The sequence below is a fragment of the Nocardiopsis sp. CNZ308 genome, from assembly GCF_004217075.1.
Genome location: NZ_SHKJ01000001.1, coordinates 5551353 through 5572117, shown reverse-complemented (window position 1 = coordinate 5572117; position 20765 = coordinate 5551353). Strand labels below are relative to the sequence as shown.

15 protein-coding genes and 2 pseudogenes are annotated in these 20765 nt (G+C 72.2%); 10 read left to right on the top strand and 7 right to left on the bottom strand.

The window, feature by feature from the left end; genetic code table 11:
- Positions 1-172: 172 nt before the first annotated feature.
- The 5 genes and pseudogenes from EV372_RS23845 to EV372_RS23820 form a co-directional block, all read left to right on the top strand.
- A complete protein-coding gene (locus EV372_RS23845) occupies positions 173-760 on the top strand; it encodes a helix-turn-helix transcriptional regulator (RefSeq protein WP_197044303.1) in 588 nt (195 codons plus the stop codon).
- A gap of 123 nt (positions 761-883) precedes the next feature.
- Positions 884-1774 (top strand): methyltransferase domain-containing protein, encoded by an 891-nt coding sequence (locus tag EV372_RS23840; RefSeq protein ID WP_486484035.1) that lies wholly within the window; start codon positions 884-886, stop codon positions 1772-1774.
- A gap of 223 nt (positions 1775-1997) precedes the next feature.
- Positions 1998-2999, top strand: a pseudogene (locus EV372_RS23835) (ABC transporter); the annotation flags it as partial.
- 213 nt (positions 3000-3212) lie between these two features.
- A complete protein-coding gene (locus EV372_RS23830; protein ID WP_130397855.1) occupies positions 3213-4901 on the top strand; it encodes an IS200/IS605 family accessory protein TnpB-related protein in 1689 nt (562 codons plus the stop codon).
- Between the two features lie 170 nt (positions 4902-5071).
- Positions 5072-5449: pseudogene (locus EV372_RS23820) on the top strand (AAA family ATPase); the annotation flags it as partial.
- 39 nt (positions 5450-5488) lie between these two features.
- On the opposite strand, the gene EV372_RS23815 reads toward EV372_RS23820, so the two are convergent.
- On the bottom strand, positions 5489-7288 hold the full coding sequence (locus tag EV372_RS23815; protein ID WP_130397854.1) for an ABC transporter ATP-binding protein: 1800 nt from the start codon (positions 7286-7288) through the stop codon (positions 5489-5491).
- Positions 7278-9083 (bottom strand): ABC transporter ATP-binding protein, encoded by a 1806-nt coding sequence (locus EV372_RS23810; protein ID WP_130397853.1) that lies wholly within the window; start codon positions 9081-9083, stop codon positions 7278-7280. Before EV372_RS23810 ends, EV372_RS23815 begins: the two co-directional genes overlap by 11 nt.
- Before the next feature lie 463 nt (positions 9084-9546).
- Here EV372_RS23810 and EV372_RS23805 point away from each other — a divergent pair, with 463 nt between their 5' ends.
- Complete coding sequence (locus EV372_RS23805; protein WP_130397852.1) at positions 9547-10041, top strand: hypothetical protein; 495 nt, start codon at positions 9547-9549, stop codon at positions 10039-10041.
- Between the two features lie 180 nt (positions 10042-10221).
- A complete protein-coding gene (locus EV372_RS23800) occupies positions 10222-12741 on the top strand; it encodes a DUF1963 domain-containing protein (RefSeq protein WP_130397851.1) in 2520 nt (839 codons plus the stop codon).
- Between the two features lie 298 nt (positions 12742-13039).
- Here the strand turns inward: EV372_RS23800 and EV372_RS23795 are convergent, their stop codons facing one another.
- The 3 genes from EV372_RS23795 to EV372_RS23785 are packed head-to-tail and all read right to left on the bottom strand — an operon-like array spanning position 13040 to position 15432.
- Positions 13040-14359, bottom strand: a complete 1320-nt coding sequence (locus EV372_RS23795; protein WP_130397850.1) for a sigma-70 family RNA polymerase sigma factor — start codon at positions 14357-14359, stop codon at positions 13040-13042.
- Complete coding sequence (locus EV372_RS23790; RefSeq protein ID WP_130397849.1) at positions 14356-14727, bottom strand: YciI family protein; 372 nt, start codon at positions 14725-14727, stop codon at positions 14356-14358. Before EV372_RS23790 ends, EV372_RS23795 begins: the two co-directional genes overlap by 4 nt.
- A gap of 45 nt (positions 14728-14772) precedes the next feature.
- Entirely contained in the window at positions 14773-15432 is a 660-nt protein-coding gene (locus tag EV372_RS23785; RefSeq protein ID WP_130397848.1) for a DUF998 domain-containing protein, read from the bottom strand.
- 159 nt (positions 15433-15591) lie between these two features.
- Between EV372_RS23785 and EV372_RS23780 the strand changes: the two genes are divergently transcribed.
- Both EV372_RS23780 and EV372_RS23775 read left to right on the top strand, forming a co-directional pair.
- Positions 15592-16062, top strand: coding sequence for a P-loop NTPase family protein (locus tag EV372_RS23780; RefSeq protein ID WP_130397847.1), 471 nt, complete (start codon positions 15592-15594; stop codon positions 16060-16062).
- A 145-nt stretch (positions 16063-16207) separates the two neighbouring features.
- Positions 16208-17179: an MsnO8 family LLM class oxidoreductase gene (locus EV372_RS23775; protein WP_130397846.1), complete on the top strand. Its 972-nt coding sequence runs from the start codon at positions 16208-16210 to the stop codon at positions 17177-17179.
- A gap of 43 nt (positions 17180-17222) precedes the next feature.
- Here EV372_RS23775 and EV372_RS23770 read toward each other — a convergent pair whose 3' ends face one another.
- Both EV372_RS23770 and EV372_RS23765 read right to left on the bottom strand, forming a co-directional pair.
- The gene (locus EV372_RS23770) at positions 17223-18593 is read right to left on the bottom strand and encodes a hypothetical protein (protein ID WP_130397845.1); all 1371 of its coding nucleotides are present in this window, start codon (positions 18591-18593) and stop codon (positions 17223-17225) included.
- Between the two features lie 583 nt (positions 18594-19176).
- Positions 19177-19389, bottom strand: a complete 213-nt coding sequence (locus EV372_RS23765; RefSeq protein WP_013152914.1) for a cold-shock protein — start codon at positions 19387-19389, stop codon at positions 19177-19179.
- 315 nt (positions 19390-19704) lie between these two features.
- Between EV372_RS23765 and EV372_RS23760 the strand changes: the two genes are divergently transcribed.
- Positions 19705-20364, top strand: a complete 660-nt coding sequence (locus EV372_RS23760) for a class I SAM-dependent methyltransferase (protein WP_130397844.1) — start codon at positions 19705-19707, stop codon at positions 20362-20364.
- Positions 20365-20765: the final 401 nt, after the last annotated feature.

Here is a 20765-nt window from a genome sequence, read left to right as displayed (position 1 = left end):
GCGAAGAGAGCGTGGGGCCAGTGGTCCACGGCCCCGCCCGGTCGACGGGCTACACACGGGGTCGCCGATGACGGTGAAGGGGCCTGGGAGAAGGACCCGACCGCCCCTCCGGGAGCGGCTCCTGGACCGGCCACCGCCTTCGGTTTTGCACCAAAGGCATACCATGATGCCCATGACGCAAGAAGACGGAGAGCTGGACGGCCTCGTGCGCAGGCGCATCCGCGCCCTGCGGGTGGCGCAGGGCTGGTCCCTGGAGGAACTGGCCAGACGCGCCCACCTCAGCCAGTCCTCGCTGAGCCGCATCGAGAACGGTCGGCGCCGCCTCGCCCTGGACCAGCTGGTCACCCTCGCCCGAGCGCTGGACACCACACTGGACCAGCTCGTGGAGACGGCCGACGACGACGTCGTCATCAGCCCGATGATCGACGGCGCCCGCGGCCGGATGCGCTGGCCCGTCAAGGGCGACCCCGGCATGAGCGTGGTGCGCCAGCGCATCACCGAACCGCCGCCCAACAACCCGGCCCGCATGCGCGCCCACCCCGGACGCGAATGGCTCGTCGTCCTGTCCGGCACCGCGACGCTCATGCTCGGCCACCGGCGCTTTCGCGTCGAGACCAACCAGGCCGCCGAGTTCCCCACGATGACGCCGCACGCCATCGGCGCCGAGGGCGGACCGTGCGAGATCCTGGGCATCTTCGACCGCGACGCCCGCCGCGGCCACCAGCGGGAGGAGGACGGCCCAGGCGCCCAGGACACCTGAGGAGCGGCCGCGGCGACCGTGCGAGGACCGCGTCTTGCGCGTCGGGCAGCACATCCGGCCATTGTCTTGCGCAAACCGGGAACCTTCATGCTCGGGGCGCATGGGCGTCCTACCGTGGAGACCATGAACCAGACGCACCCGCACGACCACGACCACGGCCACGGCGCCCAGCACGACCACCACCGGGAACACGACCACCAGGAGTACGACGCCGACGTCCAGGCGGAGGTCCTCGACCTGGACGCCGAGGTCCTCGCCGAGCACACCGCCTCCATCACCGCGTGGCTGCCGTTGAGGACGGACCCGCGTCACATCGTGGACCTGGGCTGCGGCACGGGCGCGGGCACCTTCGCCCTCCTCGACCGCTTCCCCGACGCGCGCGTCACGGCCGTCGACACCTCCGCCGGACACCTCCAGCGGCTGGACGCCAAGGCGCGCGCCCGCGGCGTCGAGGAGCGCGTGCGCACCGTGCGGGCCGACCTCGACTCCCCCGACTGGCCCGACCTGGGCTCACCGGACCTGGTGTGGGCGTCGGCCTCGATGCACCACATGGCCCGCCCCGACCGCGCGCTGCGCAGCGTCCACGACGCGCTCGCGCCCGGCGGCCTCTTCGCCGTCGTCGAGCTGGCCGGGTTCCCCCGCTTCCTACCCGAGGACGCCCCCGAGGACCGGCCCGGCCTGGAGGCGCGCGTCCACGCCGCGACCGACCGCTTCCACGCCGAGCACATGCCCCACCGCGGCGCCGACTGGGGTCCGATGCTGACCGCCGCCGGTTTCACGGTCGAGGGCGAGCGCACGATCTCCGTGGACACCGGGGACTCCCACCGCGAGGCGATCGGCCGCTACGCGCTCAGCGTCCTGCGGCGCGTCCGCACCGCCGTCGCCGGAGAGCTCTCCCCCGAGGACCTCGCCGCGCTCGACCGGCTCCTGGACGCCGACGGCCCGCACAGCGTCCTGCGCCGCGACGACCTGGCCGTGCGCACCGAACGCACCGTGTGGGCCGCACGCCGCTGACCCCGGTCCCGAGCCGCTCCGGCCCTCACGCGGGGCGGGACGGCTCGGCCGCCCGCGCGGCGGAACGCCCTTTCCACGGCGGGCGGACGGGGAACCCGCCGGTTGCGGTCTGGGCCCCCGTACCGGCCCTCCCCCGGCAGGAGGGCCGGTACGCGCCGGGGTCCGCCGTGCCAGGGCGGTCCGCGGGTCCGCTCCGGTCCCGTGACCGGGTAATCCTTGTCCCATGGACAACCACGACGACCGCATCCGGGTGCGCGGCGCCCGCATCCACAACCTCCGGAACGTGGACACGGAGCTGCCCCGCGACGCCCTGGTCGCCTTCACCGGCGTCTCCGGCTCGGGAAAGTCCTCCCTGGCCTTCGGCACCCTCTACGCCGAGTCCCAGCACCGGTACCTGGAGTCGGTGGCGCCGTACGCCAGGCGCCTGCTCCAGCAGCTCCCGGCCCCGGAGGTGGACGACATCACCGGGATGCCGCCGGCCGTGGCGCTCGCCCAGCCGCGCTCGGCGCCCTCGGTCCGCTCCACCGTGGGCACCCTCACCACGCTGTCCAACACACTGCGCATGCTCTTCTCCCGGTCTGGTGTCTACCCGCCCGGGGCGCCGCGCCTGGACTCCGACTCCTTCTCCCCCAACACCGCGGCCGGGGCCTGCCCCGTGTGCCACGGAGAGGGGGTCGAGCACGAGGTCACCGAGGCGTCGCTGGTACCCGACCCCGGGCTGAGCATCGCCGACGGGGCCGTCGCCTCCTGGCCCGGGGCCTGGCAGGGCAAGAACCTGCGCGACATCCTCGACACCCTCGGATACGACATCCACCGGCCCTGGCGGGAGCTGCCCCAGGACGAGCGCGACTGGATCCTGTTCACCGAGGAGCAGCCCGTGGTGACCGTCCACCCGGTCCGCGAGGCGGGGCGTGTCCACCGGCCCTACCAGGGCAGGTACAGCAGCGCGCGCAGGCTGGTGCTCAAGGCGTACGCCTCCTCCGCCAGTGAGGCCCGGCGGCGCAGGGCCGCCGGACACGGCCGGGTGGTGTGGGTCAGCCAGCAGCCCATCGGGCGGACACCGCGCTCCAACCTGGCGACCTACACCGGGCTCTTCGACACGGTGCGCAAGCTGTTCGCGGCCACCGAGGAGGCCCGCTCGCTCGGTTACGGGACCGGCCGGTTCTCCTTCAACGTGGTGGGGGGACGCTGCCCGGACTGCGAGGGCGAGAGGTTGTTAGCTGTTGGATCGGGAAGCCATTCCAACGCGCACGAGGGCACAGGAATGATCACGTGTTGCTATCGGAAGGCGGTGTGTGGCTGTGTGCCCCCACCCCTGTGAATGAACCACCGGAGAAAGTCTGTCCGAGGAGTTCGCTGATTCTCCGGACAAGCGCCCCCGGTCCTGGCTACGGTCGTATCGAACACAGCGACGGAACCGGCAGGGTCAGGAGGCGAGATGGCGGGTACCGGCACGCGGCGGTTGCGATCAATCGCCGACCCGTTCCTGGCTTCCGCGCCGACCGGGGTGAGCGTGCGTGACCGGCTCAAGGGCCTCACTCCTGAGGACGAGGCGGTGCTGCGGGCCGTGGGCGTCCATCTGGGATCGCTCGCCTCCACAGACCTGGCCACACGATACACGGACGGCACCAGCCACGGCAAGGACTCCTGGGCCGCTCGCAAACGGGAGCTGACCCCTGAGTCCTCGTCGCGGTGGGCCGGAGCCCTGTCCAGGGCCTCCAACGAGCAGTGGGCGCTGGCCCGCCGCAGCCAACTCGCCCACCTACACCGCCTCCAAACGGGGATCGACACCCTGCGCCACCGGCTCTCACAGCCCCTGGGAACCAAGGGCACCAAGGGTGTCCCGGGCGGATACGCCTGTCGCCAGGAGTGGCACGCCAAGTCCCGACGCCTGGCCGCTCTGGAGAACCGGTACGCGGCGGCGGTGGCCGACTGGGAGGCCGGACGGGTGCATGTGGTGCGTGGCGGTAAACGGTTGCTGAACACCCGCCGCCACCTGGACCGGGCGGGGCTCACCCGGGCCCAGTGGCGGTCCCGGTGGGAGGCCGCCCGCTTCTTCCTGTCCGCTGATGGTGAGTCCGGCAAGCGCTACGGCAACGAAACGATCCGCATCACCCCTGGCGGGCAGGTCTCGATCAGGTTGCCCGCCCCGCTGGCGGACCTGGCCAACGCCCCGCACGGTCGGTACGTGCTCTCCTGCCGGGTGGCCTTCGCCCACCGGGGTGCCGAGTGGGCCGACCGGGTCGAGGCCGACGGGGCGGTGGCCTACCGCCTCCACCTGGATGCGGATCGGGGCCGGTGGTATGTGAGCGCGTCCTGGACCCCCGCCCCTGTCCCGCAGGTGCCTTGGGAGGCGGCGTTGGCCCGCGGGGTGGTAGGGGTGGACGCCAACGCCGACCACCTCGCCGCCTGGCAGTTGGACACCCACGGCAACCCGATCGGAAACCCGCGCCGGTTCGCCTTCGAGTTGTCCGGCAGCGCCTCCCACCGGGACGCACAAGTGCGTCATGCCCTGTCCCGGCTGCTGCGCTGGGCCACCGCGAGCGGCGTGCGAGCCATCGCCGTGGAGGACCTGGACTTCACCCGCGAGAAATCCCGGGAAAGGCACGGGCGCCGTAAGAAGTTCCGGCAGCTGATCAGTGGTTTCCCCACCGCTCGGCTGCGGTCCCGGCTGGTGTCGATGGCCCACACCCTGGGGGTGGTGGTGATCGCCGTGGATCCGGCTTATACCTCCCGGTGGGGCGCCCAGCACTGGCAACAACCCCTGTCCACCAAACGTAGGAAGGTCTCCCGGCACGATGCGGCCAGCATCGCGGTCGGCAGGCGCGCCCAGGGCCACCCGGTCCGGCGACGGACGGCACCGCCCCCACACCACCAGGGTGATGGTGTGGGGCATCGGACCATCCAGGCCACACCGGATAGCTCTGGACGTGAGGAACTCCGCCGACCCGTCACGGCGCGTGCACACGATGCACGCCGCCGGACGGGGACAGCGAGAACGCGGAGAACCAGCGCGTCCAACACCGTTGGGGACGCGCCAGTGGCACAGGTATGGGTCCAAGACCCACTCCTGGACACTGTTCAGGAACGGTCTCCAGGGAGCGCCGCACCGACGGCTCCTCGGTGAAGAATTCCGCCGCCGCCTCGACCGACATCGCGAGCACGTCCGCGACCGTGCACCCCTGCTACTCCACCCGGAGGGTGTCGTCGTTGTAGCGCGAGCCGCCGCAGGTCGGACGGGGGTGTAGGTGGTGGGCAGGAACAGCAACTCTACCGACACGAACCTCCGCCGGGGTCGTCGGCCTGGGTTACCTGCGTTTGGGCCAGCCCGCGACGGAGCTGTCCGGCGGCGAGGCCCAGCGGATCAAACTCGCCACCGAACTCCAGCGCCGCCGGGTCACCGGCACGGTCTACCTGCTCGACGAGCCCACCACCGGTCTCCACCCCCACGACACCGACGTCCTCGTCGGCCGCCTGCGCGACCTGGTCGGCGCGGGCGCCACCGTGGTGGCGGCCGAGCACGACATGCGGGTCGTGGCCACCGCCGACCACGTCATCGACCTGGGCCCGGGCGGCGGGTCGCAGGGGGGCCGGATCGTCGCGCGGGGCACGCCCGCGCAGGTCGCGGCGGCCCCGGACAGCCGCACGGGCCCCTACCTCAAGGGGCTGCTCTGACGCGCCGGGCCCCGCGCCCGCCGCCGTGTGCCGCGGTGGTCACCTCTCGATCCGGTAGGCGCGGGCCTGGATCCCGTACAGCTCGGCGTAGCGTCCGCCGAGCGCCATGAGTTCGGTGTGGGTGCCCTGCTCGACGACCCGTGCCCCGTCCATGACGACGATGAGGTCGGCCATGCGCACGGTGGAGAAGCGGTGCGAGACCAGGAGGGTGACGCGGTCGCGGTCCCTGAGGGCTCGGGCGCGCTCGGCGTACCGCTCGAACAGCAGGTGCTCGGTCTCGGCGTCCAGGGCGGAGGCGGGCTCGTCCAGGAGCAGCAGCAGGGGGTGGTCGCGCATGTAGCCCCGGGCGAGCGCGACCCTTTGCCACTGCCCCTCGGACAGTTCGGCTCCCTCGGCCCAGGTGTTGCCGAGCTGGGTGTCCAGTCCCCGGTCGAGCCGTTCGACCAGGGCGCGGGCGTCGGCGCGTTCGACCGCCCGGTCCACGGCCTGTCCGTCCCCGGCCCGGGGCAGGTCGCCCAGGCCGATGGACAGGCGCAGCGGGTACTCCAGGCGCGCGAAGTCCTGGAAGGCGCCGGAGAGCCTCTGGCGCCAGGCGTCGGCCGACACGTCGGCCAGGGGGACGCCGTCGACCAGGATCCTCCCGGAGTCGGGTTCGTACATCTTCGCCAGGAGCTTGACCAGGGTGGACTTGCCCGCCCCGTTCTCGCCGACGACGGCCACCACGGCCCCCGCCGGAAGGTGGAGCGTGACCCCGTCCAGCACCTTCCGCTCGGTCCCGGGGTAGGCGAAGGAGACCCGGTCCAGGGTGATGCCGGTGCGCATCCGCTCCGGCGCGGGGGCCGGACTCCGTCGGGCCGCCGTGGAGGACAGTTCCTCCAGCCACAGCAGGCGGCGCCCTCCCTCCAGCCAGATGGTGCGCAGGAAGTGGACCTGGCTGAGCGTCTCGCCGAGGTACTGGGCCAGGCGGCTTCCGGCGGTGAGCAGGAGGACGACCTGTGCGGCCGAGCCGCCGTTCAGCGCCACCGCGGCGACGGCGCAGACGAACGCGCCGCTGAAGACGGTGAGCGCGACCGATTGCCACGCGGTGGTCGTCCAGCGGGCCCGGGACATGGCACGGTGGCGTGCGGCCCACGCCCGGTGGCGTCCCCGGCGGACCCGGTCCCTGCCTCGGGCCGCACGCAGTTCACGTCCCGGGGAGGCGTTGGTGCCCAGCAGGAAGAAGTGCCGGGCCAGGCGTTCATGGTGTCCGAGTTCCTCCTCCAGCTTGTGCTCCGCACCGCCCCGCCAGTGGGAGACCAGGGCGATGGGCACGGCGAACAGGCCCAGCAGGCCCAACAGGGGGTGGACGGTCATCAGCAGGGAGATGGTCAGGATCAGGCGTAGGACGGCGCCGACCGCCTGGAACAGGTACTGGTAGACCTCGCTCAGGGTGTCGGCGTGGTCGCGGAGGAGCTGGACGCGGTTGACGTAGGAAGGGCGTTCGTGGTGTTCCAGGGAGGGGATCTGGCTCTGGAGCCGGACCACGTGCGCTTCCATGAACACGGCGGTGCGGTCGGCGAAGCGGCGGTTGGCCCTCTCGCTCAGTACGCGCAGCAGCCAGCTCATGACCGCCAGCGCGCCCAGGAGCACGGCGGCGGTGATCACCCCGGCCTGGTTCCCGGAGAGCACCGCGTCCGCGAGCAGCGCCAGGGACGCGGCGATCAGGACGTCGGGCAGGGCGGCGCCGACCGTCGTGGCGAACGCGACGGCGATGAGCCCGGGGGACGCCGTCCAGCCCAACCGGAGCGTGCGGCCCAGGCCCCGCCAGGACGAGGGCAGAGGGTGGTCGTCAGCGGGCACGGTCGGCTCCGTCCTGGTCGTCGGTTGGCTCCTCGTTGAACCGGGTGGCCTGGAGTTCGAAGAGTCGTTTGTAGGTGCCCCCGAGGGCCATGAGTTCGTCGTGGCTCCCGAGTTCCACGACCCTGCCTTGATCGAGGACGCAGATCCGGTCGGCGCGGCGGACCGTGGAGAAGCGGTGGGAGATGAGGATGGTGGTGCACCCCCGGGTGGCCTCCAGGACGCGGTCGAAGACCTCGGCCTCGCCGCGCACGTCCAGCTGGGCGGTGGGTTCGTCCAGGACGACCACCCCGGCTCCCCGGCTCACCGAGCACAGGACCCGGGCGAGGGCGACGCGCTGCCACTGGCCTCCGGACAGGTCGGTGCCGTTCTCGTATCCCGGCGAGAGGATCTGGTCGAGGTCGCGCAGGTCGGCGGCGCCCGCGGTGGTCAGGGCCTGGAGGACCTCTTCCGGCGTGGCTCCCGGGGAGGCCACGTTGTCCTTGAGGGAGAGCTCGTAGCGGATGAAGTCCTGGAAGATCGCGCTGAGGCGGCGGCGCCAGGATTCCAGGTCCAGCTCCCTCAGGTCCGTGCCGTCGATCTCGATCGTTCCCGAGACCGGGTCGTAGAGGCGGCACAGGAGCTTGACCAGGGTCGACTTGCCCGCCCCGTTGACCCCGACCACGGCCAGCGACTCCCCGGCCGCGACGGTGAGGTCCAGTCCGTCCAGGACGGGCGTGGACATGCCCGGATAGGTGAAGACCACGTCGCGGAACCGGATCGCGGAGGCGGGCATGCCCTCCGCCGGGGTGCGTCCGGACACCACCGAGCGGGACGCGGCCGTGGTGGCCATCGCCGCCTCCACGCGCATCACCGACGCGACCCCGTCGGCGGCCAGGGACAGGGCCCAGTTCAGGCCGCCGAAGGCCAGTGCGCTCGCGCCGACGGCCGCATAGGCGAAGGTGCTCACCTGGCCCGGGTCGACGGCGCCCGAGGCGGCGTCGCGGCCCAGGGACCAGAAGAACAGCCCTCCGGTGACGGCGAGGACCACCACTGCCCAGCGCATCGGTTTCTGCCGCAGCCGGGTGGCGTGCCAGCGCAGTTCGACCAGGGTCCGCCGGTCCGAGGCGAAGCGGTCGGTCAGCCAGCTCGCCAGGCCGAAGAGCCGGATCTCCTTGGCGGCGGGAGAGTCCACCGCCAGCCGGTAGGAGTACTCGGCACGGCGCTGGGCGTCCAGGACCTCCCCCGTGTCGCGGTCCCACTGGGAGCTCTCGCGCAGCAGCCAGTGGGTGGAGAGCCAGGCCCCTCCCACCAGGAGCGGCGCCCACCACGCGTAGGCGGCCAGGACCACCGCCTGCGCCAGGCCCGCGACCGCCTCGACCAGACCGCCCGCGATGATGCCCATGGACAGGTGCAGGGGCGGGCCGGTCATCCCGAGGTCGAAGTCCCGGGCGGCGGTCAGCTCGTCCATGTGCGCGCGGTCCTCCAGGTGCGCGACGCCCTCGGGGGAGAGCGCGGCCACGAGCAGGCGATCGTGCAGACGGTCGGAGACGTGCTCTCCCAGGAGCGAGCCGATCTGGTTGTGCAGGGGTGTCAGGAGCTGCATGAGGACGAAGACGACACCGACCAGGAGCAGCGGTGTCCGGAGGGGGTCTCCGTCGGCGACGGCGCCGACGAGCATGCCGACCGCCACGACGAAACCGGCCGGAAGAACGCCCTGGAACAGGATCAGCGCCCACCAGGTCGCGGTGAGCCACGGGTGTGACCGCCACAGGGTGGCGAAGAAGACCCATTCCCTCCGGTCCCTGATCAAGGACATCGGAGTGCTCTTTCCAGGGCGCGCCTTTTCGTCTGCCGCGGGGGTGGGCACCCTGTGCACCAGCCTTTCTTTCGGCAATCCCGGTTTTGGGGCGGATCACTTCGCGCGGTCGACGGGCGCCGATCCGCATTCACGGCGCCCGTGCCTGGTCGGGGGAACGGAGCGGATGAAATCACCGGTCATCACCGACCTCGGTGTCGGACGGGACGACGCGGGTACGGGCGAACAGGTCAAAGGCCGAGCATCACCATCGAAAGCAGGGGATCGGGGGACGGAAATGGTGACAGGGCGGACACAGGAGGCCTTCGGGGTCGCTCGGTCGGGGGCGTCTCAGCGCCCGTGAAGCCCGTGCCCGTCGGCACGGCGGGCCCGAACCGTTCTCCGACCGGACTGTCCGCACCATGACGGACCCTGGAAGAGTCCTACCGGACCCGGTGGCCCGGTTTCCCGATTCCAGGAGGTCATGGCGATGTTGTTGGCACGTTTCTCCACTCTGGCCACGACCGACCACAAAATCATTGACCTCCGCGACGGCGACCGCGAAATAGAATACACTCCTTCGCTGCGGCTTCCCGGACTGACCTTTCTCGGCGTGGACCGGGGACACGTCTACATCAACTGCGTGGAGGACCTCGCCCGCATTCTCGTCAGCATGCGTGTCTGGGACGGCGCCCCTGGTGAGAATGTCCACCGGGGATGGTCGGAGCCCGAAGAAGCAGAGCTCTCATGCCCTTCGGGAACGATCCGCGTGGACCAGTGGACGAGAGGCATCGCGGACGTATGGCGCCTCCCCGTCTCCGGTGAGCTGCACGTCAGTGTGAGATCCCGGGGACGCGACACGGTGAGGCAGCGGGTCAGGGAAGTCCGCGGGCGGGGCGGGTCCGTACGGGAGGTGGACGGCACGGAGAGGTATGTGATCGACGCCTGGCCCCTTCGAGGGGGTTCCGGCCGAGCCTGAATCGGCGGACGGGGTCGGCGCCCCACAGCGACCGGCACCCTTCTCCGAAAGCACCAGCCCGTCGTGACCACCGGTGCGCGCGGGACGGCGATGCCCCCGAGCGGCTGCGCCGGAGAGGACCGTCCGGCCGAAGGAGCGGCGGCGAAGGCGTGTGTCGGCCCCTGCCCCTAGTCTCCCGGCATGTACGAATCTGAATCAGGAACGGCCGTCCCGGGCGGCGGCACGGACACCTCGGCCCGGGTGGCGGAAGCGGTGCGGAACTGCCTCGCGCCGCTGCGGGTGTCGGAGGCCCACGAACCGGTCGTCGAGCACGTGCTGCGCGGTACCCGCCCGGAGGCCCTGGCGGCGTTGCGGGAGCGGCCGACCGGCGCCGACATGGTCGCCAAACCGGACGCGGTCAGGTCGGCCGACCGGCTGGCGGCCGTCGCCGACGCGCATCCCGGCTGGTCGCTCCGGGACGCCGAGGCCGCACGGCTGGTGCTCTACCGGCTCGCGCCGACCGACGTGCTCGCCCGGTTCGGACAGGTGCTGCACGCGGCCTCGGGCGACGCCCCGGCGTCCGGGGAGCCGTCGTGGCTCCTCGTGCTGGCCGACGACGTGCTCCGTGTCCTCGGCGCTGCCAAGGGCGCCGACGCCGAGGACGTCCAGCGGCGGTGGGACGCCCACACCCTCGCCGAGGTCGCCCGGGTGGGCGGCGCACCCGGCCGCACTCCCGTGCACGCCGTCCTGTCGGCGCTGCTGTACTCGGACTCCCGCCACTGGCCGTTTCTCCGGCACCGGCTCCTGGAGGGCGACGCGGGCGTCGCGTTCCTCGCCCGGCACGCCGACGAGCTCGCGGACCTCGTCACCGGGTCCGGTCCGAACACTCGCAGATACGTGGCGGACCGGTGCGCGCACAGGCCGGAGGCGCACGCGGAACTCGCCGCCGACCTGGCGGTCGACACCGACGCGGGCGTCCGCGCGCAGGCGCTGTCCGCCCTGGCCCGGATCGACGGCCCCCGGCAGGTGGACCTGCTGCGACGGCACCTGCGGACCGCGCCGCTGGACCGTCTGCCGGACGTCCTGGCCCGTCTGGCCGACCTGGACGGCGGCGTCGCGGCGATCGAGGAGGCCCTGGCCGACGGCGGCGACGGGCCGCGGAACCCGGAGCGCGAGCGGCTGCTGCGCCGGGCCGCCTCCCGGGTGCGGGCGCTGAGAACCGCGGAGGCCGCCGTCCCCGTGCCCGCCGTCGCCGCACCGCAGGACGCGGACCTGGCGGAGGAACTGCGGACGCTGGGGGCCGGGGGCGGGGCCCACGGGGACCGCTCCTGGCACGGCGTCGAGGGGCGGCTGGCGCTGATGCCCGACGTCCGCGCCCTGCGGGACGCGTTCCGCGCCGCCGGGATGTCCGACGCGGACCGGCGGACCGCCTCGCTCCTGGTCACCCGCACGGACTCCCGCGGACGCAAGATCGGCGCCTTCCTCACCCCGGAGGACGCCGAGCGCTGGTGGCCCCTGTTCGCCGAACGTCTGGACCTCGCGGACGAGTACCTCGACGGCGGTGACGGGAGGCGGCACCCGGACCAGCCCGCCGTGGACACGACGACGATGATCCTGACCGTCCTCGAACGCTTCCCCACCGCCCCTGAGGCCCTGGTCCCGCGCCTGACCTCGCTCGCGCTCGGCGCGAACCGCCACCGCCTGGCGGCCCGGCGTGTGCTCGGTGACCACCCGGACGCCCTGGCGGCAGCGGCGGCCGCGCTGTCGGACGCCGACGCCGAGGCACGGTCGTCCGCAGCGGAGTGGCTCGCGGGGCTGGGCGAGCCGGGCGTGGTGGCGCCGGAGCCCGGCTGGGAGTTCGGCGTGGGGGTGCTGCACCCGTCGGTGAGGGTCCTGCCCGCGTCGGCGCTGTGGTGGCTGGACAGGTTCCGGGAGCAGGCGCTCGACAAGGGGGTTCCGGCGGACGACGTGGACCGGTGGCTCGGGCTGGCCCGCCCGAAGCTGCGGACGGCGCGCGACGGCGGCGGCCCGGTCGTGGGCAGGCTCGGCACTCCGCTGATGCTCCCGCCGGACGCGCCCACCCCGGGAACGGTGTGGGACGCCGACGACCCCGACAACCGCGACGACCACCAGCTCATCGCGACGCTCGACCTGGCCGCGATCCCGCCGGAGGCCACCGGCGTCCCGCTGCCGCCCGACGGCCACCTGCTCCTGTTCGCGAACGTCGAGTTGGACGAGTTCGTCATCCCGGGCGGGGCTGTGTACGTGCCTGCGGGGACGCCGGTGGAGGAGCGGGAGTCCTCACCGGGCTACGAGCCCTACGGGTACGACTCCCCCGAGGACCTGGACGAGGAGCTGCGGCGCACCGGTGACCTGCGGCTGGTTCCCGGCGTGGGACTGCCCTCCTGCCCCGTCGAGGAGGAGACCCTCGCCCTGCACCCCCGCGCGGAGACGTTGCAGAGGGTCTGGTCCGAGCAGTCCGACGGGGGCGGCGAGTGGCAGATCGGCGGCTACGCCGCGGACTTCGACGGCTACGGGGACCCGGCCCGCGCCTCGGCGTTCCCGGAGGGGGGCGAACAGTGGTCCAGCCCTGAGGACTGGGTCCTGCTCGCGCAGTGGGTCGGGGTGCCGATGGGGATCCTGTACTGGACCATCGCCCGTCAGGACCTGGAGGCGCGCCGCTTCGACCGCGTCGTCGTGCAGATGTACTCCAACCCCTGAGGGTGCCGTGGAAGCGGGCCCCGGCCGCCGGCGCGGCCGGGGCCCGCACCCCTCCGGCTGAGGGCTGTCACCGGAGCACGTCGTCAGTGGCCGCGCCCGTATCTCTTGCTGTGCGCTGCGAAGGGTCGGGTTTGGGAAGGATGTCGCAAACCACCGCCTTTACGACGTAGATCGAAACCTTGCCCGTGAGCGCGGAACATCTGTGAGCACAGGGCTGGGGCCGCGCCCCGGGGTTGGAGATCCCTCCGGCGGGAGCGTCAGCGGCCAGCCGAGCCGACCGGCGTCGCGGTCCCGCCCCTCAGCCGAGGCGGTCGGCGCGGTCCAGCAGGAACCGCCGCTCCACCCGGTTGCCGGTCAGGGAGGCCGCCTCCCGGTACAGCGCCGCCGCCCACTCCCCCTCCCCGGTCGTCTCCAGCAGGTGCGCGCGCACCGCGCGTTCGCGCTGCCGGGTCAGGGGGTCCCGGCCGAGCCCGAAGCGCCGGTCGAGGTCGTCCAGCAGGGCCAGCCCCCGCGCCGGGCCGTACGCCTTGGCCACCGCCACCACCCGGCTCAACCGCACGGGAGCGGTGGGGCTGAGCCGTTCGAGCCACAGGTAGAGCACCGCGATCTGCACCCAGTCGGTCCGCTCCGGCGCCGGGGCCGCCGCGTGCACGGCCGCGACCGCCGCCTGCAACTGGTAGGGGCCGACCTCACCGCGGTTCCACACGCCGTCGATCAGCGCCGTGCCTTCGCGGACGAGGTCGGCGTCCCACAGAGACCGGTCCTGTTCGTCCAGGGGCACCAGCTCGTCGCGGCCGCCGGTGCGCGCGGGACGGCGCGCCTCGGTGAGCAGCATGAGCGCGAGCAGGCCGGTGACCTCCGCGTCGTCGGGCAGAGAGTCGTAGAGCATGCGCGTCAGCCGGATGGCCTCGCCGGTCAGATCGACGCGGGCGAGCTGGTCGCCCTCGGAGGTCGTGTAGCCCTCGTTGAAGACCAGGTAGAGCACCTTCGCCACCGCCGTGATCCGGCTGTCGCGGTCGGCGTCGGTCGGCGGGGTGAAGCGGGCTCCGGCGCGGGCCAGCCGCTGCTTGGCACGGCTGATCCGCGTGCCCATGGTGTTCTCCGAGGTCCCGTGGGCGTGGGCGATCTCGGCGGTGGTCAGGCCGCCCACGGCGCGCAGCGTGAGCGCCACCTGGGAGGCGGCGCTCAGCGCGGGGTGGCAGCACAGCAGGAACAGGGCCAGGCTGTCGTCGCTCTCCCGCACGGCGCCCGCCCGCCGGTCCGGCTCCCGCATGGCCAGTTCGGCGGCGCCGACCTCCCGTTCGCGCCGGTGTCTGGCCTGTTCGGCGCGGAGGAGGTCGACCAGGCGCCGGTAGCCGACGCGGATCAGCCAGCTGCGCGGGTTCTCCGGCACGCCGTCGGCGGGCCAGGCCCGGCTCGCGGCGAGCAGCGCCTCCTGCACCGCGTCCTCGGCGGCGTCGAAGCGGCCGAAACGCCGCACCAGGGCGCCGAGCACCTGCGGCGCCTCGGTGCGCAGCAGGTGCTCGATGTCCGCGTCCACGCCGGGGATGTGCTCCCCGCCGTCACACCGGCCGTCCGCCACCGGCGGGCGCCGCTCCGCACGGCCGCGGTCGTTCACGCCGTGAAGTCCTCGCCCATGATCGGCCGGATCTCGATCGGCTCACCCAGCGCCTCGACGATGCGCGAACCGATCTCCACGGCCCGTTCCTGGCTGGCCACGTCGATCACGGCGAAGCTGGCCAGGACCTCCTTCAGCTCCGCGAAGGGCCCGTCGGTCGCCACCACACCGCCGTCGGCCCTGCGGACCGTGGTGCTGACCGCCGGGTGCCCGAGGCCCTCGCTGCTGACGAACTCGCCTGTCTCGATCAGCTCCCGCTCGAACTCCTGGTAGGCGGCGAACGCCGCCAACGCCTCCTCGGACGGGGTGTCGGCGGTCGCGGCGTCCCAGGCGGCGGCCGGGGTGTAGCTGAGCAGGAGGTACTTCACGGCGGTTCCTTCTGTCGAACGTGCGGGCAAAAGAGTACGGGTCGGTCAGGCGGCGCGGCGCAGGGACAGGGACAGAACGGTCGTCCAGGTGAAGGCGACCAGGCCGTTGACGGCGATCTGGACACTCATGTGCTCCGGCGACATGGGCAGCAGCAGGACGAGCGCGGCGGCGCCGTTGCCGACGGCGGGCAGCACGGCCCGGCGGCGGACACACCGCACGGCCAGGACGACGGCGGCGACGGCCAGCGCGGTGAAGGAGACGGCCGCCGCGGCCGAGTGGGCGATCCCGTGCCAGGACATCTGGGCGGCCGGGCCGTCGGGGGTCCCTGCGGGGAAGCCGTACTGGGGGTCCATGGTGAACACTCCGGCGGCGATCATCCCGGCGCCGAAGACCCCGATGAGGACGGGCAGCGCCCGGCGCCCGGTCCCCTCGGTGAGGGTGCGCCCGACGCCGACGGCCAGCGCCAGACCGCCCAGACCGGCGAGCACGAACGTGGCGATCTGGATCCAGCCGAGGTCGCCGGTGGAGAGCTGGCTGATCGGGTGCCGGGTGATGTCGAAGCCCTCGCGGGTGAGCGTCTGCGCGGTCGCGGAGGCGAAGAAGACCGGTCCGGCCAGGGCTCCGGCGAGGAGCAGGGGCGCGGTCGTGCGGCGGGCCGCGGGGGCAGTGGTGGTGGTCGCGGCGGTGGTGGCGGTGGTGGCCATGGGTTCCTCCTTGGTGGGTTCCTGCCGCTACCTCGTGGCGGATTCCGGGTTCTCGACACGATCGCGAAGTGAGCTGAGTCACACAAAAGGCATGTCGAGGACCGGCCCGCGCCTCCGAGGTAACGGCGAACACCCACCACGACCCACAAGGAGAACGGGATGTCCGAGATGACCGAGACCCACGAGACGTCGGAGAACCACGGGACGCCGCAGACCTACGAGCCGAGCGCCGACCTCAGGGCCCTGGACCGCCTGGTCGGCACCTGGGCGGTCACCGGCGGAGCCGAGGGAACCGTGCGCTACGAGTGGATGCCCGGCGGTTTCTTCCTGCTCCAGCACGTCGAGCTCTCGCAGTTCGGCCAGGCCGTCACCGGCATGGAGGTGATCGGGAACCTGCGCCCCTTCGGGGAACCGGTCGGCGCGGACGTGGTCTCGCGCTTCTACGACTCGGTCGGCAACACGCTGGACTACGCGTACGAGCTGGTCGGCGACAGGCTGACCATCTGGGGCGGCGCGAAGGGCGGCCCCGCCTACTACGAGGGCACCTTCAGCACCGACGGCGACACTGTCACCGGCGCATGGGTCTACCCCGGCGGGGGCGGCTACGACTCCACCATGACCCGGGTCTGACAACGGCTGGCACCGGCTGACGTCAGCTGGCACGTGCGGCCCCGGGTGACGGTTCGTCGCCCGGGGCCGCACCCGCGCCCGCGGGGAGTACGCTCCGGGCGGAGGAAGATGCGCTGCCCCACCACACGGACGGAGGCGAGGACCGATGCGGGTCTCCCTGCTTGACCGCTCACGGACGCGCGGCGGCGAGTCCGACGCGCAGACGATCGCGACGACCGTCGAGAGGGCCGTGCGGGCGGAGGAACTCGGCTTCCACCGGTTCTGGACCGCCGAGCACCACGCGGTACCCGGTATCGCCAGTTCGGCCCCCACCGTGCTGCTCGCGGCCATCGGCGCCCGCACGCGCGACATCCGCCTGGGCACGGGCGGGGTCATGGTCCCCAACCACAGCCCGCTGGTGATCGCCGAGCAGGCGCTGCTCCTGGAGGCGCTCTTCCCCGGCAGGATCGACCTGGGGCTGGGTGGCTCGCTCGGCTTCACCGCTCCGATCCGGCGTGCGCTCGGGCGCACCGCCCTGGGCGAGGGCGAGTACCCGGCCGACGTCGAAAGGGTCCGCGAGTACCTGGACGGGCGGGCCGAGATCACCGCCAGGCCCGGCGTCGCGCCTCCGCCGGTCTTCCTGCTCGCCGTCCGCGACGGGCTGGCACTCGCCGCAAAGCTGGGACTTCCGGCGGTGGTCGGAGGGCCGGTGCTTCGTGACCCGGACAGGATCGCCGCGTACTTCGAGGACTTCCGTCCGAGCCCGACCGCGCCCGCCCCCTACCTGGTCGTCAACGTGGACGTCGCCGTCGCGGAGACCGAGGAGCGCGCTCGCGACCTGCTGCTGCCCGAGGCCTGGGCGTATGCGGACTCGCGGGAGGTCGGGGAGTTCCGCGCGCTCCGACCCGTCGAGGAGGTGCGTCGGCTGCTGGGCGAGACGAGCCGCGAGAGGAAGCGCAGGGAGGTGCACGGCTGGATGGACTCCGCGATCGCGGGCACTCCCGAGCAGGTGGCGGACGCGCTCACCGACCTCCTCCACCGCACCGGCGGTTCCGAGGTGCTCGCCAACGTCAGCACCTACGACCGCGACGAGGTGCAGAGGACCGACGAGTTCCTCGCCTCGCTCCGGACCCGGTGACAGACCGCGCGTCCGCCGCTGGGCCGTGCCCGCCGCTGGGGCCTCAGGCGGCGAGCTGTCGGCGGATCCGGTCGATGATGGCCTGACGCGCGGGCGGGTGGGCGGGTTCTGTCCGCCGCGCGGGTCCCGGCTCCCTCCCCCGACCGACGTCGGCGGCGGACGGCCTACCGGTCATGAGCGAGGCCAGGATGCGTTCGGTGAGGGCCGGTTCGAGTCCGGGGATCGCCTCCCCCGCCCCATTCGGCCCGTGCGGCCCAGGCGGCTCGGGCTCGGGCGGGGCCGGTGGGTGCGGGAGTTCGCCCGGCACCGACCGGCAGGGGCCGCCGCACGCACGACAGACTCCGCCGGGAACGTTGCGAACGCCGGGGTGCTCGGGACAGGTGCGCACCGCCGTGCCCCGGGCGTCCACGTCGAACCCCGGCGGACGGGCGAAGGGGTCGCCGTCGTCGGGGCCGCGCCCGTCGGCGGGCCTTCGGGGCGCGGGGATCCCCGTCTGCCAGGGCGTCGCGGGCGTGATCCCCCGGCCCAGGACGCCCGCGAGGAAGGCGCGGGCCTCGGCTGGGCCGCGCAGGCGCAGCATCAGGGCCGGGAAGGGGCGGCGCAGCCTCTCCGCGCCCCGCAGGAGGGCGGTGAGTTCCTGTTCGGTCAGGCCCGCGTCGCGCAGGCGCAGCAGGGCGCGGGTCAGGGCGGCCCGGTCGGTGGCCGGGGCGTTCAGAGCGGCGTCGGGGACGCGCCGGAGCAGGGGATGTCCGGGCGAACGATGTGCGTGCTGGGGCTGGGCCTGTTGAGGCTGGGCGTGCGGAAGGTGTGTGCGCGGGGGACGTCCGTGTGTGCTCGGCCGCGCGGGTTCGGGCTGTCCTGCTGTGGTTGGGCTCCTCCGGACGGAATCGGGGCGCTCGTCGGAGGAGAGGTGAATGGGATACAGGTGTGCGGGTCGATTCGACCCGTCGCCGAGGTCGATCCGAACCGTCGCGGCCTTCCTGATCCGGGGGCGGGTGGCCTCGTCCAAGGGCTCCTCCCCCAGGGTCGCGCGGACCGCGTTGATCTCCTCGCGCACCCGGTCGGGGAAGTCCTCGGCGGGGATCAGCAGTTCGAGGACGAGGGGAAGACGGTCGGGTGAGCGGGTTCGCTGTTTCAGATCCTCGGCGAAGAAGGCGCGTGTCTGGCTGGGGTCGAGTTTGCGGACCAGCCCGGCGGCGATGAGGTCCGCGATGGCGCGCTTGGCCACGGAGAGGCTGAGCAGGTGGCCGGACCGACTGACCAGGGTGTCCAGGCAGAGGAAGCACCAGCGGCCGTCGAGGTCGGCGGCGCGGGCGATGACCGTGGCGGCGATGAAAGCGCGGGATGTGGGGAAGAGTCCGGCTTCGCGGGCTTCATTGATCCAGATGTCCGGTATGAAACCAATTCCGTGCATTGCCCTGCGGGGGCGTTGCCGCGGTCCGAAAAACCGGGCCGAATCACGGCGTTCGGTGGTGGCACAGGGAGCGAGGGCGGTAGACTCCACGACGAGTCGCCTTCGTTTCTTGGTTGAGGAGGGCGACGAGTCGCCTTCCTGGTGTAAGCAGGCAGGTGGCACGGCCGAACACTTGTTTACTCAGGCGTCGGCCAAATCCCGGCTCGGTGTTTGGCGCACCGACCGGGATTTTCCTTTTCGGGGAACACGCTAGCGCAGCGAACACGAGTTCGCGTAATTTTCCCCCAAGGCCGCACATGCCAGAAGCCTGAACTGTCTGCCTTGCGCCTTAATTCACATAGTGCGGTTTTGCTCTGCTTTCTCCGATTGGCCTGGAAAAGCACCAGCGTTGGACGCGCGGGTCCGACAGTCGCCCCGCCCCGGCCGGTGCCGTGCTCCGGACTCGGCCGGGTGGGCCACTCGGACGCGCCACCGGCACCGGCGGGCCGCCTGGGCCGCGCTTCACATGCCGCACACGACGAAGCCCCCGTCCCGGGAGACCGGGTGCGAGGGCTTCGCGCGCTTCAGTTCAGGCGGGCCTTGTTTACCCTTCCACCTGGACCTTGTCCGCCTGCATCCCCTTCTGGCCCTGGACAGCTTCGAAGCTGACCGTCTGGCCTTCCTGCAACGACTTGAAGCCGGTGCCCTCGATCGCCCTGAAATGAACGAAAAGGTCGGGCCCGGACTCCGGGGTGATGAAGCCGTACCCCTTCTCGTCGTTGAACCACTTCACCGTGCCGGTCTGGCGCTCAGCCACGTGTCTTCCCCATCAGTAGTCGGCGGTTCCCATCAGCGAACCCCAAAAATCATGGCATGGGATCGCCTCGGAAAGACGCAGAAACGGCCGGAAACACCCGACTTCGCGAACCCCGACCCGGGCACCCAGCGGCTTCGCCTTCCAGGGCGCCCCGTGTACTTGCGAGTCGGGCTGCCGCTGCCTGTTCCGCTCCGAACCCGGGCGAGGTAGACACCTGCGCGGGTGGCGGTCTCTTTCGCCGTTTCCCTGCTGGCCCGGCCGCGACGTGGCTACCTTGGTCCGGTTCCTGCACGCCGCGCCACGAGGACCACGACCATGGCCAACCCGACCACGGACGTCCCGAGCTACTGGGACCGCTACGCCCAGGGCGTCACACCGGAGGATCCGGAGGAGGCGTTGGCCACCGCCCTGGGATGGACCCGGTACCCGGGGCACGGGCCCGGGCTCGAACTGCTGGGGGAACCCGCCTCCGCGTTGGAGCTGGGGGCCGGGCGGGGCAACACCGTCACCGCGCTGGCCTCCCGGAGGGTGAGGGCCGCAGGGGTGGACGTGTCACCGGTGGCGGTGGAGCACGCCCGCCATCAGTGGGAACACCTGGGCGCGGAGTTCCATCATGCGGACGTGGTCGAGTTCCTGGCGGGCACCGGCCAGCGGTGGAACGCCGTCTACTCGGTGTGGGGCGCGGCCTGGTTCACCGATCCCGACGTGCTGTTCCCGCTGGTGCACGAGCGCCTGGAACCCGGTGGCCGGTTCGTGTTCTCCCACGCTCCTGCGGTCCCCGGGTCATACGGGATACAGGGCATGTACGGAGGCGGGTTCAACGGCCGCCGGATGTGGGTGTACCGGTGGGCCTACGAACCCGCGGTGTGGGAGGAGATTCTGGTTGGCCACGGGTTCCGTGAGGTGCATGTGTGGGAGGAGTCGGCTCCCGAGGCTGACCATGTGGGAACCCTGATCGGAACCGCTTCGCGATGAGTGCTCAGGCCGTTGCCGGGACAGGCCACACGGGCAACGACGTCGGCTGACCTGCGACCCGCCCCTGACCACTCCACACCCCCGGATCGCCCGCAGGCACACCGAAACACATTTCGGGAATCTTATACTTTTTCACCTATAGTGCATTTGCCATCTCCTTATCACGGATCTTTTTGTGTGTGAATAATTTTCTGAACATTGGCCGAAACGGGTCCAAAGGGGTTGCACCCCCTCACCCTCGGGCATCTCACCGGAAGCGACGCGCGAGGTCAAGGAAGGCGAGAATTCCACGGCTCCACTGAGAAGTCGCGGAACATCGTCGCGCCAGCCCCGTTCAGAGAATTCCTTTCTGGAAGAGGAAAGGGAGAGCGGCCGATGTTCGAGCCGTCGAAGTTCTTCGC

Excerpts from the sequence above, each read along its gene's own strand:
- EV372_RS23775 (WP_130397846.1), top strand. The coding sequence starts at position 16,208 with ATGCGGGTCTCCCTGCTTGACCGCTCACGGACGCGCGGCGGCGAGTCC.
- EV372_RS23760 (WP_130397844.1), top strand. The coding sequence starts at position 19,705 with ATGGCCAACCCGACCACGGACGTCCCGAGCTACTGGGACCGCTACGCC.
- EV372_RS23830 (WP_130397855.1), top strand. The coding sequence starts at position 3,213 with ATGGCGGGTACCGGCACGCGGCGGTTGCGATCAATCGCCGACCCGTTC.
- EV372_RS23840 (WP_486484035.1), top strand. The coding sequence starts at position 884 with ATGAACCAGACGCACCCGCACGACCACGACCACGGCCACGGCGCCCAG.
- EV372_RS23785 (WP_130397848.1), bottom strand. The coding sequence starts at position 15,432 with ATGGCCACCACCGCCACCACCGCCGCGACCACCACCACTGCCCCCGCG.
- EV372_RS23800 (WP_130397851.1), top strand. The coding sequence starts at position 10,222 with ATGTACGAATCTGAATCAGGAACGGCCGTCCCGGGCGGCGGCACGGAC.
- EV372_RS23845 (WP_197044303.1), top strand. The coding sequence starts at position 173 with ATGACGCAAGAAGACGGAGAGCTGGACGGCCTCGTGCGCAGGCGCATC.
- EV372_RS23810 (WP_130397853.1), bottom strand. The coding sequence starts at position 9,083 with ATGTCCTTGATCAGGGACCGGAGGGAATGGGTCTTCTTCGCCACCCTG.
- EV372_RS23770 (WP_130397845.1), bottom strand. The coding sequence starts at position 18,593 with ATGCACGGAATTGGTTTCATACCGGACATCTGGATCAATGAAGCCCGC.
- EV372_RS23780 (WP_130397847.1), top strand. The coding sequence starts at position 15,592 with ATGTCCGAGATGACCGAGACCCACGAGACGTCGGAGAACCACGGGACG.
- EV372_RS23805 (WP_130397852.1), top strand. The coding sequence starts at position 9,547 with ATGGCGATGTTGTTGGCACGTTTCTCCACTCTGGCCACGACCGACCAC.